15 protein-coding genes are annotated in these 16,052 nt (G+C 64.0%); 10 read left to right on the top strand and 5 right to left on the bottom strand.

What is annotated here, in order from left to right; genetic code table 11:
• Window positions 1–2: 2 nt before the first annotated feature.
• From ATE70_RS14175 to ATE70_RS14165, 3 genes are all read right to left on the bottom strand, one after another.
• Window positions 3–1,220, bottom strand: coding sequence for a DUF3419 family protein (locus ATE70_RS14175; protein WP_058538527.1), 1,218 nt, complete (start codon window positions 1,218–1,220; stop codon window positions 3–5).
• Between the two features lie 189 nt (window positions 1,221–1,409).
• On the bottom strand, window positions 1,410–1,862 hold the full coding sequence (locus ATE70_RS14170) for a hypothetical protein (protein WP_231732697.1): 453 nt from the start codon (window positions 1,860–1,862) through the stop codon (window positions 1,410–1,412).
• 50 nt (window positions 1,863–1,912) lie between these two features.
• The gene (locus ATE70_RS14165) at window positions 1,913–2,902 is read right to left on the bottom strand and encodes a threonine ammonia-lyase (protein ID WP_058538526.1); all 990 of its coding nucleotides are present in this window, start codon (window positions 2,900–2,902) and stop codon (window positions 1,913–1,915) included.
• A 64-nt stretch (window positions 2,903–2,966) separates the two neighbouring features.
• On the opposite strand from ATE70_RS14165, the gene ATE70_RS14160 reads away from it, so the two are divergent.
• The 5 genes from ATE70_RS14160 to ATE70_RS14140 all read left to right on the top strand — a co-directional run bounded on the left by ATE70_RS14160 (window position 2,967) and on the right by ATE70_RS14140 (window position 8,031).
• On the top strand, window positions 2,967–4,175 hold the full coding sequence (locus tag ATE70_RS14160; RefSeq protein WP_058538525.1) for a saccharopine dehydrogenase family protein: 1,209 nt from the start codon (window positions 2,967–2,969) through the stop codon (window positions 4,173–4,175).
• 98 nt (window positions 4,176–4,273) lie between these two features.
• On the top strand, window positions 4,274–5,362 hold the full coding sequence (locus ATE70_RS14155; protein WP_058538524.1) for an alpha/beta fold hydrolase: 1,089 nt from the start codon (window positions 4,274–4,276) through the stop codon (window positions 5,360–5,362).
• Window positions 5,359–5,709 carry a DMT family protein gene (locus ATE70_RS14150; protein ID WP_056374698.1) on the top strand — a complete coding sequence of 117 codons (351 nt, stop codon included), beginning with the start codon at window positions 5,359–5,361 and terminating at the stop codon, window positions 5,707–5,709. Before ATE70_RS14155 ends, ATE70_RS14150 begins: the two co-directional genes overlap by 4 nt.
• A gap of 17 nt (window positions 5,710–5,726) precedes the next feature.
• The gene (locus tag ATE70_RS14145) at window positions 5,727–6,899 is read left to right on the top strand and encodes a carboxynorspermidine decarboxylase (RefSeq protein ID WP_058538523.1); all 1,173 of its coding nucleotides are present in this window, start codon (window positions 5,727–5,729) and stop codon (window positions 6,897–6,899) included.
• 31 nt (window positions 6,900–6,930) lie between these two features.
• On the top strand, window positions 6,931–8,031 hold the full coding sequence (locus ATE70_RS14140) for an agmatine deiminase family protein (protein ID WP_058538522.1): 1,101 nt from the start codon (window positions 6,931–6,933) through the stop codon (window positions 8,029–8,031).
• A 16-nt stretch (window positions 8,032–8,047) separates the two neighbouring features.
• On the opposite strand, the gene ATE70_RS14135 is transcribed toward ATE70_RS14140, so the two are convergent.
• Complete coding sequence (locus tag ATE70_RS14135) at window positions 8,048–9,706, bottom strand: FAD-dependent oxidoreductase (RefSeq protein ID WP_058538521.1); 1,659 nt, start codon at window positions 9,704–9,706, stop codon at window positions 8,048–8,050.
• 327 nt (window positions 9,707–10,033) lie between these two features.
• On the opposite strand from ATE70_RS14135, the gene ATE70_RS14130 reads away from it, so the two are divergent.
• The 5 genes from ATE70_RS14130 to ATE70_RS14110 all read left to right on the top strand — a co-directional run bounded on the left by ATE70_RS14130 (window position 10,034) and on the right by ATE70_RS14110 (window position 14,822).
• On the top strand, window positions 10,034–11,227 hold the full coding sequence (locus tag ATE70_RS14130; protein ID WP_058538520.1) for a type III PLP-dependent enzyme: 1,194 nt from the start codon (window positions 10,034–10,036) through the stop codon (window positions 11,225–11,227).
• An 86-nt stretch (window positions 11,228–11,313) separates the two neighbouring features.
• Window positions 11,314–12,639, top strand: coding sequence for an MFS transporter (locus ATE70_RS14125; RefSeq protein WP_058538519.1), 1,326 nt, complete (start codon window positions 11,314–11,316; stop codon window positions 12,637–12,639).
• Between the two features lie 77 nt (window positions 12,640–12,716).
• Window positions 12,717–13,862, top strand: a complete 1,146-nt coding sequence (locus tag ATE70_RS14120) for a CaiB/BaiF CoA transferase family protein (RefSeq protein ID WP_231740074.1) — start codon at window positions 12,717–12,719, stop codon at window positions 13,860–13,862.
• An 81-nt stretch (window positions 13,863–13,943) separates the two neighbouring features.
• Window positions 13,944–14,375: an MAPEG family protein gene (locus tag ATE70_RS14115; protein ID WP_058538517.1), complete on the top strand. Its 432-nt coding sequence runs from the start codon at window positions 13,944–13,946 to the stop codon at window positions 14,373–14,375.
• 12 nt (window positions 14,376–14,387) lie between these two features.
• On the top strand, window positions 14,388–14,822 hold the full coding sequence (locus ATE70_RS14110) for an MAPEG family protein (protein WP_058538516.1): 435 nt from the start codon (window positions 14,388–14,390) through the stop codon (window positions 14,820–14,822).
• A 29-nt stretch (window positions 14,823–14,851) separates the two neighbouring features.
• On the opposite strand, the gene ATE70_RS14105 is transcribed toward ATE70_RS14110, so the two are convergent.
• Window positions 14,852–16,051 (bottom strand): class I SAM-dependent RNA methyltransferase, encoded by a 1,200-nt coding sequence (locus tag ATE70_RS14105; RefSeq protein WP_058538515.1) that lies wholly within the window; start codon window positions 16,049–16,051, stop codon window positions 14,852–14,854.
• Window position 16,052: the final 1 nt, after the last annotated feature.

The raw sequence follows: 16,052 nt of genomic DNA, 5'->3' as shown, positions 1-16,052 counted from the left end.
CATCAGTCTTTCAGGATATAGAGATGGACCCCGCCATAAATGGCCGAACGATCGCGCCGCGTAAATGCAAGCGATTCAGCCGCGCGATAATCCCACCGCCGCAGCAGATCGTCGGGGAGCCGCCCGGGGAGCAACGTCGGTTCGGCAGCGGTACGGAAGAGAACGCGCGCGCCGGGACGCGCGGTGCGCGCGACCTCGCTCCACAGCGCGGTCAATTGCGCGTCGCTCATCCAGTCCTGCGCGTCGAGGAAGATATAGCGGTCGAAGCTCGCGGCGTCGGCGGCCGCCAGCATGTCGGTCATATTCGCATGCAGCATTGTGACCCGCTCGGCGCGCGCGCGGACGGCGGCATAATGGACTGCCTGCAAATAGGGCGGCAGCGACGCCGCTGCTCCCTTGCCATAGCCGCGGCCAAATGCCTGCCACGCGAAATAATTGTCCTCGAGCGGGAAGTCGCAGGTTAGTTTTTCGAGGCGTCCGCGCAGAACATCGGCCATCGGCTTTCCGTCGGCCAGCGTGTCATATTGGGCCGGCGGGATGCCGAGCCCGAACAGCGACGATCGCTGGTCGGTGACCCAACGAATGAACTTGCGGTCGAAGAAAGGCGCAAACTTCGTCTCGAAAATCGCGCGCTGTTCCTCGATCGTCCTGGCTTCGAGGAACTGGCGCGGATCGATGCGATGCATCCGCGCGACCAGATGGGCAAGCCCGATAAAGCTGCCGAGCAATCCGCGCTTGTAAAGCCCGTGCGCAAAGCCGTTGATCCGGCGCCGCCCGACGAGGTCGCGGCCCTCCCAATAGCGCCGGCTCACCTCGTCGAGATGCGGACGGACGAAGGCGCGATAGTCGGCGATGTTCCCGCTGCTGTCCGCGTCGGCAAAAAAGCGGCGAAGGCTGGCGTGATCGGGCAGCCGCTGGATCGCGACGCGTTTTAGATTGTTGAGGGCAACATGCGCGGTGTTGAGGTCGACCGCGACGATCTCCACCGGGTCGGCCGTCAGATAGGAAAAGACGTTGCAGCCCCCGCTCGCGATCGTAGCGATCCGGTTGCCCGGCGCGATCGCCAGCGCCTCCATGTCGACGACCGGGTCTTCCCAGATCTGTGCATAGACAAGGCCCTTGAACGCCAGCGCAAAAGCGCGGTCGAGCAGGCGTTGTTTCTGTTCGCCATCCTCGCGAACGACGGCGGCGACGATTTTGCGATTGGGTAGGCTGGCCATTCGAATGGGTTCCCCGGACAATGTTGATCCGGGGCCGCGCATGGCAGGCTTTCATGCGATTTCCGTGCCGGTTCGATGACAATCCGGCGACATGGGTGAAATTCTTTCCTCGTCATTCCCGCGAAGGCGGGAATCCCGCTTTTGTCGCATTAGCGGGATTCCCGCCTTCGCGGGAATGACGAAGATATGTTAGTCGCGGCAATAGCCTTCGCCGGTCTTGACGATCAGGCATTCCTTCTTGCCGAAGAGATTTTTGAGGCCGGTTTCGTCGCCGTTGCCGCGATGCAGACTCAGTTCCTCGGCGCCGCGCTTGAACTTGATGCCATGCTCGCTGTCCTCGCCGTCATAGGTCCCCTTTGTGTCGAGGTCCGACTGCATCTCCAGCGTATACTTGCCCGGTGCGGCGGGGGTGATCGTGGCGTACATGCCCTCGACCCCGGTCCATTTGCCCGCCCAGCTCGCAAAGCGATGCGGCGCGGTCGCGGGATCGGTCGCCTCGGCGCCTTCGGGCGGCATGGTTTCGACCGGAACCTCGGTGGTCGTGGCATCGGTCGGCGCAGGCGCGGGCGCCTCGGCCTTTTCGCAGCCCGCCAACAGCACCAGCGCCGCGGCGCTCGCCAAAATTACACTCTTCTGCATCATGCTTCTCCTTCCCCGTTCAAACGCTCGGGCGCGGATAAGTATCCGCGAGCCTATTCGGTGATAATCTCCGCGAACTTCAACGGGTCGACATTGCCGCCCGACAGCGTGACGAGCGTCGCGTCGGTCAGTGGCACCTTGCCCGCGAGTACCGCGGCGAGCGCGGCGGCGCCGCCAGGCTCGACGACGAGGTGCAGTTTCTCGAACACCGTCCGCATCGCATGGCGCACTTCGCTCCGCGTCACGACGACACCGCGCACGCCGCGCGCCTGCAGCACCGCGAAGTTGATCGGCCAAGTCTCGGGGGTCTGGAGCGCGTCGCACTCGGTCGGATAGGCCATATCCTCGACCGACAGGATTTCGCCGGCGGCAAGGCTGCGCGTCACATCATCCCAGCCCTCGGGCTCGACCGCGACGATCTCGGCATCGGGAAGCGCAAGCGCGAGCCCCGCCGACAGGCCGCCGCCACCGCAGCACGCAACGACCTTGTCGGGACCGCCAATCCCGCGCGCGGCCATCTGTGCCTTCGCTTCGGTCCCGGTGCTGCCCTGCCCCTCGATGATCCACGGGTCGCCATAGGCATGGACGAGCGTCCCGCCGCGCTGTTCGAGCAATTTCGCCGCGACCGCATCGCGCGATTCGGTGACGCGGTCGTAAAGCACGACCTCGGCGCCCAATTGGCGCGTCGCGGCGAGCTTCATCGCCGGCGCATTGCTCGGCATCACGATCGTCGCCTTGATCCCCAGCCGCTTGGCGGCCCAGGCGACGCCCTGCGCGTGATTGCCGCTCGACACGCCGACGACGCCCGCCGCCGCCTGTTCGGGCGTCAGGTCGGACAATCGGTGCCACGCGCCGCGGATCTTGAACGCGCCGACGGGCTGCAGGCATTCGGCCTTGCACCAGATGGTCTTGCCGTCGACTTCGAGCGGCAGCAGCGGCGTTTGCGGGAGCAATGCAGCGACTTTCGCCGCGGCGCGTTCGACCCCTGCAAGCGTGGGTGCGCGGTTCGGATCGAGCAGGGGATCGGGGCTTTGCTGTGTCATGGCTTCGTCCTATAGGGCCGGCCATACAAGACAAGCCACATAGCTAGGCGCAGGAGATTTTTCGATGAGCAAGGTTCTGGTGATCGGCGCAGGCGGCGTCGGTTCGGTCGCGGTGCACAAGATGGCGATGAACCCCGACATTTTTCCCGACATCACGCTGGCGAGCCGCCGCAAGTTCAAGTGCGATGCGATCGCCGACTCGGTGAAGGAACGCACCGGTGTCACGATCAAGACCGCCGAGGTCGACGCCGACCATATCGACGCGACCGCGGCGCTGATCCGCTCGATCGGCGCGACGCATGTCGTGAACCTCGCGCTCCCCTATCAGGACCTCACGATCATGGAGGCGTGCCTGTCAACCGGCGCGCATTATATGGACACCGCGAACTACGAACCGCGCGACGAGGCGAAGTTCGAATATCACTGGCAGTGGGCGTATCAGGACCGCTTCAAGGACGCCGGCCTGATGGCGCTGCTCGGCTCGGGCTTCGATCCCGGGGTGACGAGCGTCTTCACGACCTGGCTCAAGAAGCATCATTTCGACCGCATCGACACGCTTGACATCCTCGACTGCAACGGCGGCGACCACGGCCAGCATTTCGCGACCAACTTCAATCCCGAGATCAACATCCGCGAAGTCACCGCGGTCGCGCGTCACTGGGAAAATGGCGACTGGGTCGAAACCCCGCCGATGTCGGTGAAGCAGAAATTCGACTTCGAAGCGGTGGGCGAGAAGACGATGTACCTCATGTATCATGAGGAGATCGAAAGCCTCAAAACCCACCTGCCCGAAATCAAGCGCATCCGTTTCTGGATGACCTTTGGCGAAGCATATATCACCCACCTCACCGTGCTGCAGAATGTCGGCATGACGCGCATCGATCCGGTGATCTACGAAGGCCGCGAGATCGTCCCGCTGCAGTTCCTGAAGGCCGTCCTGCCCGAACCGTCGAGCCTCGGCGAGACGACCAAGGGCAAGACCAACATCGGCGTCATCGCGACCGGCCTTGGCAAGGACGGAAAGGAAAAGACGCTCTACCTCTACAATATCTGCGACCATGAGGACGCCTATGCCGAAACCGGCAATCAGGCGGTGAGCTACACCACGGGCGTGCCCGCGATGATCGGGGCGGCAATGATGGTCACCGGCACGTGGAGCGGCGACGGCGTGTTCAACATGGAGCAGATGGATCCCGATCCCTTTATGGAGATGCTGAACCAGCATGGCCTGCCGTGGCAGGTGAAGGAACTCGACGGTCCGCTGGATTTCTGATCGACCTTCCATTTTCGTCATTCCCGCGAAAGCGGGAACCCAGTAGCCACGGCGGAACTGGGTTCCCGCTTTCGCGGGAATGACGAGAGGTGGTTGATATGAAATTGCGAATTGCGGCGTTCGCGTTGCTTGCTGCTTTCGCCGCGCCTGCGGCGGCCCAACCCGACGACGCCTATGCCCCCGCCCGCGCGATCGTCGCCGACATCGGCAAGATCGTCACGCCGAACGGGGTACAGGAAACCTTCGAGGTCACGCTGGGCGGCGCGCGGCAGGTTGTGAACGTGCGCGGATCGGACCGCGACAATCCGATCCTGATTTTCGTCCATGGCGGCCCCGGCGCGGTCGAAATGCCTTTTGCGTGGGCGTTTCAGCGTCCGTGGGAAGATGTCTTCACGGTCGTGCAATATGACCAACGCGGTGCGGGGCGCAGCTATCCGCTCAACGATCCCACGACGCTCGCGCCGACGATGACGGTCGAGCGTTATCGCGACGATGCCATCGAGCTTATCGAACTGCTCAAGAAGCGCTACGCGAAGCGCAAGGTCGTGCTGATGGGTCACAGCTGGGGCTCGATTGTCGGCTTGTCGGTCGCGGTCAAACGCCCCGACCTGCTTCACGCCTATGTAGGCGTCGGCCAGGGCATCGATTTTCGCGAGGGCGAGAAGGCCGGCATGGCGTGGACGCGCGCCAAGGCGCTTGCGGCGGGCAACAAGGAAGCCGTCGCCGCGATCGACGCGCTCGCACCCTATCCGCAGGGCGACTTCACCATCGCCAAGGCGGATGGCTGGCGCAAATATGCGATCCCCTATGGCTCGCTGATCTACAACAAGCCCGATCTCAAATATTATTTCCAGACCCCGCGCCTTTCGCCCGAATATAGCGAGGCCGATCGTCAGGCGTGGGGCAAAGGCAGCGAGTTTTCGGTGACGACGCTCTGGCCGCGCCTCGCCGACGTCAGCTTCACGAAGGTGAAGAAGGTCGAGGTTCCGCTCGTCTTCCTGCTCGGACGGCACGACTATACGGTCCCTTCGCCGGTGGCGGCCCAGTGGTTCGGACAGGTCAAGGCACCCTCGAAGAAGCTCGTCTGGCTCGAGCATTCGGCGCATATGCCGATGGTCGAGGAGCCGGGGCATTTCTTCGCCGCGCTGCTCCGCGACGTACTGCCGCTGACGAAAGAAAAGAAATGACCGCCTATCTCGCGCCGATCGGCCTGTTGTTCGTATCGAACATCTTCATGACCTTCGCCTGGTATGGACAGCTCGGCGCCGTGTCGCGGCCGATCTGGCTCGCGGTGCTGATCGCATGGGGAATTGCCTTTTTCGAATATTGCCTCGTCGTGCCGGCGAACCGCATCGGTTACGGCGTTTACACCGCCGCCGAACTCAAGACCTTGCAGGAAGTGATCACACTGGTCATATTCGCCGGGTTCGCGGTCTTCTGGCTCGGTGAGAAGCTGACCTTGAACCACCTCGTCGGCTTCGGTTTGATTGCGGCGGGGGCGTTCTTCATCTTCAAGGGACCGATTGCGGTCTGACAGGAATATACAGCGACATGGAAACCCGTGCCGGCGACCCCGGAGCCTTTGCCCGCTTCGACCTGACCAGCGTGCCCTCTCCCGCCTTCGTCGTCGATGCCGCGAAAGTGCGCGCGAACCTGGCGGTGCTCCGCCATATCGGCGATGCGTCGGGCGCGCGCGTGCTTGCGGCGCTCAAGGCCTTTTCAATGTGGTCGCTTGGACCCGTGGTCGCCGAATATCTCGACGGCGTCTGCGCGTCGGGCCTCTACGAAGCCCGGCTCGGCCGCGGCGAATATGGCGGTGAAGTCGCGACTTATTGCGCCGGCTATAAGGAAGCCGACCTGCCCGAGATCGCGGCGCTGTCGGATCACCTCATCTTCAACTCGCCCGGTCAGATCGCGCGTTTCCGCCCGCTGCTCGACGAGCTTCGCGCCAAGGGTGTGACCTTCGACATTGGCCTGCGCATCAATCCGATGCACAGCGAGGGCGAGGTTGCCAAATACGACCCCGCCGCGCCGTGCAGCCGCCTCGGCTTCCCGGTGACCCAGCTGCTCCCCGAGCATATGGAGGGCATCGACGGCGTGCATATGCACAGCCTGTGCGAGCAGGATTTTCCGCCGCTCCAGCGGACATGGGAAGCCGTGCAGCCGATGCTGCGTCCCTTCTTCAACCAGCTCAAATGGATCAACTTCGGCGGCGGGCACCATGTCACGCGCGCCGACTATCAGGTCGACGATTTGATCGCCTTCCTGAAACAGGTTCGCGCATCGACCGACTGTGACGTGATGATCGAACCCGGCGAGGCGATCGCGCTCGACGCCGGCATTCTCGTGGGCGAAATACTCGACCTGTTCGACAATGGCATGCCGATCGGCATCACCGATATTTCTGCCACCTGTCACATGCCCGACGTGATCGAGGCCCCCTATCGCCCCGCGATGCTGAGCGAAGGCAGCGAAGGCATGCCGACACGCCTCGGCGGCCCGTCGTGCCTCGCAGGCGACGTCATCGGCGACTATCGTCTGCCCGGCGGCGCGCGCATCGGCCAGCGCTTCGCCTTCCTCGACCAGGCGCATTATTCGATGGTGAAGACCAACACCTTCAATGGCGTCCCGCTGCCGTCGATCTGGCTTTGGGACAGCGAAAGCGATAAGCTCCGGCTGATCCGCGAATTCGGTTACGAGGATTTCAAGACGCGGCTGGGTTAGCGACGAGCCGCGCGACGGCGGGAGTGGAGCGTTGGATCGACGGCATTTTCTGCGCGCCGGCGCGGGCGCGGCATTGGCACCCGCGATATGGGCCTGCGGCGAGGTGAACGACAATATGGTCCAGGCCGGCGCCCGTTACGAAATGCCGCTGGAATCGGAACCGCACGAGCGGACGCTGATGCAATGGCCGGTCAATCTGGACGTCTATGACCGCGCGTCGTTAAGGCGCGTACAGCGTGCCATCGCACGGATCGCCAACACGATCGTTCGCCATGAGCCCGTCGCGATGCTGGTGGCGAACGCCGATGCGGCGAGCGCACGCGCCCTGCTGGCCTGCGAGGTCGAACTTTGGGACATCCCGACCGACGACCTGTGGTGCCGCGATTCGGGACCGACCTTTGTTCGCGACGCTTCCGGCAAGCTTGCGGTCGCGCATATCCGGTTCAATGGCTGGGGCAACAAACAGCCGCATGCCAATGATGCCCGGATAGCGGGGCGCGTGGCCGAGCGGCTGGGAATGCCGCTGATCGAAACGGGACTTGTCGGGGAGCAGGGCGGGGTCGAACATGATGGCGCGGGAACGCTGCTCGCGCATGCAAGCTGCTGGGTGAATCCCAACCGCAACCCGATGAGCCAGGATGAGGTCGGCGAAAAGCTGCTCAAGGCGCTCGGCGGCGAGAAAATGATCTGGGCGCCCGGCATCGCGGGCAAGGACATCACCGACTATCATATCGACGCGCTGGCGCGGTTCGTCGGGCCAGGCAAGCTGCTGATCCAGTTGGGCGACGAAATCGACCCCGATGACCCATGGTCGGTGTCGGGGCACGAAACGCTGGAAATCCTGCTGCGGTCAACCGACGCGCGAGGGCAAAAGCTCGAAATTCTTCGCCTGCCCGATCCGGTCGACATCCGGTCGGCCGAGCCCGATTTTGTCGCCAGCTATGTCAATTATTACGTCTGCAACGGCGCGGTCATCGCGGCGCAGTTCGGCGACACGGCCGCGGACGGCCGCGCGCGCGAAATGCTGCAATCGCTCTATCCCGGGCGCACGATCGAGATGATCGAAATCGATGCGATCGGCGAATCGGGTGGAGGCATCCACTGCGCGACGCAGCAACAACCGAAAATCTGAGAGCGAATTCGGGAAGTCAAAACTCCGCTGCACCGATCTCCGCAAGCGCCTGATGGATATCGCTGACCACCACCGATCCCTCGCCCACCGATGACGCGACGCGCTTCACCGATCCCTTGCGCACGTCGCCGACGGCATAGATTCGCGGCCAGCTCGTCTCGAACCGGCTCGGCATGCGGTCGAGCGACCAGCCCGCCTTGACCAGTTCGAGCGGCGCGATGTCGGTGCCCGTCTTCACGAAGCCGCGCTCGTCGCACACCATTTCCTTGGGCAGCCAGGTCGTGTTCGGGCTCGCGCCGAGGAAGAGGAACAGGAAGCCGCAATCGCAATGCCCCTCGTCGCCCGTTTCGCGGCAGCGATAGGTCAGGCCGGCGAGCCGGTCCTCGCCGTGCAGCGCGATGACATCGGTCGACGGGATGATCTCGATATTCGGATGCTCTTCGAGCCGCTTGACGAGATATTCGGATATCGTCTCGCGCAGGCTCCCGCGGCGGAAGATGACATGGACCTTCTTCGCGACGCTCGCGAGATAGATCGCGCCCTGCCCCGCCGAATTGCCCGATCCGACGATCGTCACCTCGGCGTCGCTGCACAGCTGCGCTTCCATCGGCGTCGCACCATAATAGATGCCGCGGCCTTCATAAGATTCGATGCCGTCGATCGGCAGGCTCTGATATTTCGCGCCGCTCGCGACGACGACCGCGCGGCTGCGCAGCTTCCGCCCGTCGGCGAGGTGCAGGCAATAGGCGTCGCCGTCGCGATTGATCGACGCCGCGCGCACCGGCGATACCAGCCGCGCGCCAAATTTCTGCGCCTGCACCGTCGCGCGGCGCGCCAGCTCGTTGCCCGAAATCCCGGTCGGGAACCCGAGGTAGTTCTCGATCTTCGAAGAGGTCCCCGCCTGTCCGCCGGGCGCGAGCGAATCGAGCGCGATCACCGTCAGCCCTTCGGACGCGGCATAGACCGCCGCCGCGAGCCCGCCGGGACCGCTGCCGACCACGAGCACATCGGCGGTCGCGCCGTCGGGCAACAGGTCGAGCCCGAGCCCCGCCGCGAGCTGTTCGGGTGTCGGCTGGATCAGCACGTCGGCAGCGCCGAGGATGGCTACCGGAAGCTGGTCTTCGCTCAACCCGCGCTCCGCCAGCAGATGCGCGGCGACGGGGCCGTCGGCGGGGTCGAACCAGCGATGCGCGACGCCATGCTTCATCAGTAGGTCGCGCAGCGCATAGACGCTGCGGTCCATCGCTGCGCCGATCACGATCGTCACTGCAAAGCCGCGATGCTTGCTGAACTCGCGCCGCGCCGACAGCACGCGAACGAAAATGTCCGAATAATGGCTGTTGCCCGCGATCAGGCGCTGGAAATCGGTGTGGGCGATGCGGATGATCTCGCCGTCGGCGCCCATCTCGACGCGCGACAAATGCCGTTGCCCGGTCAGCACCGACAGGTCGCCCGCGAATTGCCCATGCTCCATCCAGCCGACGCGCTTGCGGCCTTCGTCGGTCGACGCAAAGATGTCGGTGTGTCCCGACAGGGTGATGATGCAATCGGGCGCCATCGCGCCTTCCTCGACAATCAGATCGCCCGCTTTGTGCGATTCGACCGTGCCGAATGCCGCCAGTTCCTCAAGTTCCGCGTCGGTGAAGTTATGATTGACGTCGGCGCGGGAGACCATGCTAGCGAATCCTCTACTTTTCTGACCCGTCACCCCGGCGAAGGCCGGGGTCTCGACGATGCGACATTACGCGATGTTGAGATCCCGGCCTTCGCCGGGATGACGGAAAGCCTTAGCCGCGTCGCTTGGCTTTGTCTCGCATTCGCGCGGTTTGGCGCACGCCCGCCCCGGTTCGCCCTTCATGTTACCGCGCTATTACAAAATTGCGCGATAGGGTCTTTACAGGGGGGACCCCCCTGCATATATCGCCCTCCGCTGCCCCAGGGGGACTTCCAATAACCGCAAGGCAGCCTTTGTGTTGAACGTTATTTTTGGGGGTCCCTTGAGTTGCACCAGCATCATAGCGCCCACGGGCTGATTCAGGCACTTTCGCCGATCGAACCTGTTACGCTTGTCCGCCCGCACGCCGCGCGGCGCGCAGCGCGTTTCTTCATCGAGCGTTTTCCCGGCACGACCATGTATGCGGTCAAGGCGAATCCGTCGCCCGACCTGCTGCGCGTGCTGTGGGATTCGGGTGTCACGCATTATGACGTCGCCTCGATCGCCGAGGTCCGGCTCGTTGCGCGCACGCTGCCGCAAGCGACGCTCTGCTTCATGCATCCGGTAAAGGCCGAGGAAGCGATTTCCGAAGCCTATTGGAAGCATGGCGTGCGCACATTTTCGCTCGACACGCTCGACGAACTCGAAAAGATCGTCCGTGCAACCGAAGGCGCGGCCGACCTGAACCTGCTCGTTCGCCTCCGCGTTTCGTCCGACCATTCGAAGCTCAGCCTCGCCGCCAAGTTCGGCGCCGAGGCCGACGAGGTCGTCGAACTGCTGATGGCGACCCGCCAGGCGGCCGATGCGCTCGGCATCTGCTTCCATGTCGGCAGCCAGGCGATGACCCCGCACGCTTATGCGCAGGCGATGGAACGCGTCCGCGCGGCGATCGTCGCGGCGTCGGTTACCGTCGACATCATCGATGTCGGCGGCGGTTTCCCGTCGTCTTATCCGGGCATGGAACCCCCGCCGCTCGACGCCTATTTCGACACGATCCACCGCAGCTTCGAAAGCCTGCCGATCAGCTATTCGGCGGAACTCTGGTGCGAACCGGGCCGTGCGCTGTCGGCCGAGTATAGCTCGCTGATCGTGCGTGTCGAAAAGCGCCGCGGCGACGAGCTCTACATCAACGACGGCGCCTATGGCGCGCTGTTCGACGCCGCGCATGTCGGCTGGCGCTTCCCGGTGTCGCTGCAGCGTGACGGCGAAAGCGACGCCGAGATGGTGCCGTTCAGCTTCTATGGCCCGACGTGTGACGACCTCGACCATATGGCTGGGCCTTTCTTCCTGCCCGCCGACATCAAGGCGGGCGATTTCATCGAGATCGGCATGCTCGGCGCCTATGGCTGCGCGATGCGCACCAAGTTCAACGGCTTCGGCGCCGACGAAACCCATGTCGTCAGCGACGAACCGATGGTCAGCCTCTACACCGGCGAAGTCGAGCAGGAACGTCGCAGCGCGACGGTGACCAAGCTGTTCTGACGAACGGCCACACGAAAAACCGGGGCCGGCGCAGCGATGTGACCGGCCCTTTTCCTTTTGAACCAAGTCGCTAGATTGCGCGGCGCATGCAGCCCTTCCATCATCTCCTCGCCAATAATCTGGTCGCCAACATCACCAATTTCACGGTGTGGTTCGCGCTGACCTTCTGGACCTTTCTCGAAACGCAGTCGGTGTTCGCGACGGGAATGATCGCGGGCATCTATCTCGTCCTGACGTCCGCGCTCGGCATCTGGTTCGGCAGCCTCGTCGACCATCATGGCAAGCGTAACATGATGATCGTGTCGAGCATGGCCTCGCTGCTTCTCTACGCCGCCGCTCTCGGCGGCTATGCGCTCGATCCCGCGATCCGGGCGGCCGAGGTGCAGAGCCTCGCTTTCTGGCTTTTCATCCTCGTTTCGATGTTCGCCGTGATCGCCGGCAACATCCGCATGATCGCGCTGCCGACGCTCGTGACCTTGCTGGTGCCCGAGGACCGGCGCGACAAGGCGAACGGGCTCGTCGGGATGGTGAGCGGGATCGGTTTCCTCACGACCTCGGCGATCAGCGGCTTCCTCGTCGCGTGGGGCGGGATGGTCGCGACGCTCGTCTTTGCGATCGCGCTTTCGCTGCTTGCCGCGATTGACCTGCTCTTCGTCCATATCGACGAGCCGCGCGAAGCGGAAGAACATGCCGAACCGCGCCGTATCGACCTTGCCGGCACCTTCCGCATCGTGCTGGGCATTCCCGGCCTGTTCGCGCTGATCCTCTTTTCCGCCTTCAACAATTTGCTCGGCGGCGTCTTCATGGCGCTGATGGACGCATACGGCCTGTCGCTGATGAAGGTCGAGGCATGGGGGTTGCTGTGGGCAGTGACATCGAGCGCCTTCATCCTCAGCGGCGCGCTCATATCGCGGACGGGGCTCGGCACCAACCCGGTGCGAACCCTGCTTCTTGTCAATCTCATCACCTGGGCGGTGGCGGCGGTCTTCACCATCCAGTCGTCGATCATCCTGCTGACGATCGGCTGTTTCATCTGGATGTTCTTCGGCCCCTATGCCGAGGCGGCCGAACAGACGACGCTGCAAAAGGTCGTGCCGTTCGAGCGGCAGGGCCGCGTTTTCGGCTTCGCGCAGTCGGTCGAACTCGCCGCCTCGCCGCTCACCGCCTTCCTGATCGCGCCGCTGACGCAGTTCGTGTTCGTGCCCTTCATGACCGACGGCGCGGGCGCGCAGGCGATCGGCGACTGGTACGGACGCGGTCCCGAGCGCGGGATCGCGATCGTCTTCACCATCGCCGGGCTGCTGGGCTTGATCCTCACGATGATCGCCTTGCGTTCGCGCTCTTATCGCAAGATTTCGGCCGCCTATGCTGCCGGAAATGGCAGTGGTGAAACGGCGCCCGCTGCGGCGTAAGGAAAATCGCGGAAGCCTCTTCCGTTTTACTTTGCAATCATTCTATCCTGCGCGCCGGAAGAGGAGGAGCTATGCCTATGCTGTCGGGGATCCGGATCGTCGACCTCACCACGGTCATCTTCGGACCCTATGCGACGCAGATGCTCGCCGACCTCGGCGCCGAGGTGATCAAGGTCGAAACGCCGGGGACGGGCGATATCTCGCGCTATCTTGGCAGCGGGGTTCCCGACCCGACGATGGGGTCGATCCACCTGACGGTGAACCGGGGGAAGCGATCGATCGCGCTCGACCTCAAGAAGCCCGAGGATGCCGCGACGCTGCGCGATCTGATCGCGACCGCCGATGTGTTCTTTCACAATGTCCGTGGGCGAGCGATCGCGCGCCTCGGCTTCGACTATGAAGGCTGCAAGGCCATCAAACCCGACATTATTTACGTCCATGGCACGGGCTTCGGACAGGACGGGCCCTATGCCGATCTTCAGGCGTATGACGACGTCATCCAGGCGGCAACGGGGACAACCAGCCTTCTCCCGCGCGTCGACGGAAACCCCAGCCCGCGCTATTTCCCCTCGCTCATCGCCGACAAGATCGCCGGCCAGTTCGGCGCGCAGGCGATCCTCGCCGCGCTCGTTCACAAATTCCGGACTGGCGAAGGCCAGCAAGTCGAAGTGCCGATGTTCGAGTGCTTCGCGTCGTTCATGCTCGTCGAGCATCTCCGCGACGCGACACTCGATCCGCCGATCGGGCCCGCGGGTTATCCGCGCCAGCTCGACCCGACGCGCCAGCCCTTCCCGACCAGCGACGGCCATCTCGCGATCGTCCCCTATACGCCCGAATCAACCGTCCGGCTGATGGCGCTGCTCGGGAGCGCCGACCTGCTCGAAACGCCCGAATATGCGGCGGCGAAAGCGAAGGGCCAGCACATGCCGGTCATCTATAGCGAAATCGCGCGCAAGACCCCGGCGAAGACCAGCGCCGAGTGGCTCGAACTTTTCGCCGCGAACGACATTCCCGCAATGGCCGCGCGCGACCTTCAGGATATCAGGGAGGATCCGCATTTCGTTGCGACGGGTTTTTTCCGCCACCGCACGCATCCCGATGTCGGCGCCTTCCACGAAATGCAGCCGCCGGTGAAATATGGCGCGATGCCGCCGCGCGATATGGGCTTCGCGCCGCGCGTCGACGGCGACGGAAAGGCGATCCGGGCCGAACTCGATCGCTGAACTTCGCCGGTTGCAATGTCCGCGCCGCGCCCTAGCATCGCGGCCAAACGGACGCCGCCAAAGGAATAAGGGGGAACCAGAATGCCTGAAAATCTGCTCGCGCCCGGCGCGGTGCTCGCGCTGTGGACGCTCGTCATGCTCGGCTGGGCCGGGGTGACGCGCTTCCTGGGATTTTCCAAGGTTGGTATCGACCTGAAAGCCGCGCCGCCGGGTGGGCGCGGGGTCGATCTGGAGGGGGTGTTGCCGCCGCTCACCAACTGGAAATCGCATAATTACACGCATCTGTGCGAACAGCCGACGATCTTCTACGCCATCATCATCTTCCTGCACCTGTCGGGCGGCAGCACCGACCTCACGCTCGGGCTGGCGTGGGCCTATGTCGTGCTGCGGATCGTCCACAGTTTCTGGCAGTCGACGGTCAATCGCGTGCCGGTGCGTTTTGTCATTTTCACGCTCGCAACGCTGTGCCTCTTCGCACTGGCATTGCTGGCGGTGATCGCCACTTTGGGTTGAGGGGGAGAGACGATGGAAAACAACGCGATACTAGGGCCGGTCGCGACGCTCGCGCTCTGGTCGATGGTCATGTGGGTGTGGATGTACGCGACGCGTATCCCCGCGATGAGCCGCGCGAAGATCGATATTCCGAACCTGACCGGCGGTACAGGGGGCAATCTGGAGGGCGTACTGCCGCCCGAGGTCCAGTGGAAGGCGCACAACTATAATCATCTGATGGAACAGCCGACGGTCTTCTACGCCGTCGCGCTGGCGCTCGCGATCGGCGGCATGGGCGGCGGGCTCAACGCGCAGATTGCCTGGACCTATGTGGGCCTGCGCATCGTTCATAGCCTGATCCAGGTCACGGTTAACCGGGTGCTATGGCGCTTCGCCGTCTTCGTGCTGGCGAGCCTCGCGCTACTCGCCCTGTGCGTACACGCCTTCATCGGTTTCGTACTGCATTGAGCAAAACCCTTCCCTGAAAGGGAGGGGGACTATTTCGAAAATCTCGCGGCCAGTTCCACGTGGGTCGACCAGCGGAACTGGCCGACGGGCTGCACCCAATCGAGCGTGTAGCCGCCTTCGATCAGTGTTTTCGCGTCACGCGCGAAACTCGCCGGATTGCAGCTGACATAGGCGATCACCGGCGCCGCCGAGGCCGCCAGCTGCTTCACCTGCTCCTCCGCCCCCGCGCGCGGCGGGTCAAGGATGATCGCACCGAAGCGGTTCAGCTCGGCGGGAATGAGCGGGCGGCGGAACAGGTCACGATGCTCGGTCGCGACGAGCGCCCGCGCGCGATTTGCCGCTCCCGTCAGCGCCGCGATCGCATCGCGCGCGCCTTCGGCGGCATAGACCTTGCGTCCTTCCTGTACCGACAGCGCAAAGGTTCCGACGCCCGCGAACAGGTCGGCCACCGCGGCGGCATCACCGATCGCTTTGGTAACCGCTTCGATCAGGGTGGCCTGCCCCGCACTCGTCGGCTGCAGAAAGGCAAACGGCGGCACTTCGACCGTCACGTCACCAAAGCGCATCGTCGGCGGCTCGGGCTGCCACAGGATCTCGAGCCCGTCACCCTGATCGATCGCAAAGCGCGCCAATTTATGCGCGCCCGCGAAATCCTGCAGCGCCATCGCGGCATCGAGCCCCTCGGCCTTCACGCCTTCGAGTATCAGCTCGACGCCCTGATCGAGCATCTGCAGCTTGACCTTCACCGGGCGCCGCGGCTGCGCGATCATCACCAGCAGGTCGCGCACCGGCGCGATCAGCGCAAAGAGTTCGGGGAGCAGCAGCGGGCACATCCGCATGTCGACGATCTGGTTGCTCTGCGCGGCGTTGAAGCCGATCGCGACCTGCTTGCCGGTACGAAGCGCAGTCAGGACAGCGCGGCGGCGGCTTTGCTCGGGTGATAGCACGGCGGGCAAGACCTGAATGCCCGTCACTTCCTGCCCTTCCAGCCCGCCTACCACGCGGTCGCGAACGAAGTCGGCGAGCGCGGGTTCGGCGACATGCTGCAACTGGCAGCCGCCGCATTTGCCGAAATGACGGCACATGGGATCGGTGCGGTTCGGTCCCGGAATGATGATCCCGTCGTCGCGGATGCGGTCGCCCGGCACGCCGCCCGCCACATGGCGGCCGTCGCCCGTCACGCCATCGCCGCGCGCGGCAATGCGCTCGATCAGCGCAGCTTCAGTCATT

It is taken from the genome of Sphingopyxis sp. H053, assembly GCF_001468225.1.
In the GTDB taxonomy this organism is placed as follows: Bacteria; Pseudomonadota; Alphaproteobacteria; order Sphingomonadales; family Sphingomonadaceae; genus Sphingopyxis.
Note: the sequence above shows the minus strand (reverse complement) of the source record. Positions and strands in the feature narration are given on the sequence as shown.

Excerpts from the sequence above, each read along its gene's own strand:
- ATE70_RS14105 (WP_058538515.1), bottom strand. The coding sequence starts at position 16,051 with ATGACTGAAGCTGCGCTGATCGAGCGCATTGCCGCGCGCGGCGATGGC.
- ATE70_RS14125 (WP_058538519.1), top strand. The coding sequence starts at position 11,314 with ATGCAGCCCTTCCATCATCTCCTCGCCAATAATCTGGTCGCCAACATC.
- ATE70_RS14115 (WP_058538517.1), top strand. The coding sequence starts at position 13,944 with ATGCCTGAAAATCTGCTCGCGCCCGGCGCGGTGCTCGCGCTGTGGACG.
- ATE70_RS14165 (WP_058538526.1), bottom strand. The coding sequence starts at position 2,902 with ATGACACAGCAAAGCCCCGATCCCCTGCTCGATCCGAACCGCGCACCC.
- ATE70_RS14145 (WP_058538523.1), top strand. The coding sequence starts at position 5,727 with ATGGAAACCCGTGCCGGCGACCCCGGAGCCTTTGCCCGCTTCGACCTG.
- ATE70_RS14170 (WP_231732697.1), bottom strand. The coding sequence starts at position 1,862 with ATGATGCAGAAGAGTGTAATTTTGGCGAGCGCCGCGGCGCTGGTGCTG.
- ATE70_RS14150 (WP_056374698.1), top strand. The coding sequence starts at position 5,359 with ATGACCGCCTATCTCGCGCCGATCGGCCTGTTGTTCGTATCGAACATC.
- ATE70_RS14175 (WP_058538527.1), bottom strand. The coding sequence starts at position 1,220 with ATGGCCAGCCTACCCAATCGCAAAATCGTCGCCGCCGTCGTTCGCGAG.
- ATE70_RS14110 (WP_058538516.1), top strand. The coding sequence starts at position 14,388 with ATGGAAAACAACGCGATACTAGGGCCGGTCGCGACGCTCGCGCTCTGG.
- ATE70_RS14120 (WP_231740074.1), top strand. The coding sequence starts at position 12,717 with ATGCTGTCGGGGATCCGGATCGTCGACCTCACCACGGTCATCTTCGGA.
- ATE70_RS14155 (WP_058538524.1), top strand. The coding sequence starts at position 4,274 with ATGAAATTGCGAATTGCGGCGTTCGCGTTGCTTGCTGCTTTCGCCGCG.
- ATE70_RS14160 (WP_058538525.1), top strand. The coding sequence starts at position 2,967 with ATGAGCAAGGTTCTGGTGATCGGCGCAGGCGGCGTCGGTTCGGTCGCG.
- ATE70_RS14135 (WP_058538521.1), bottom strand. The coding sequence starts at position 9,706 with ATGGTCTCCCGCGCCGACGTCAATCATAACTTCACCGACGCGGAACTT.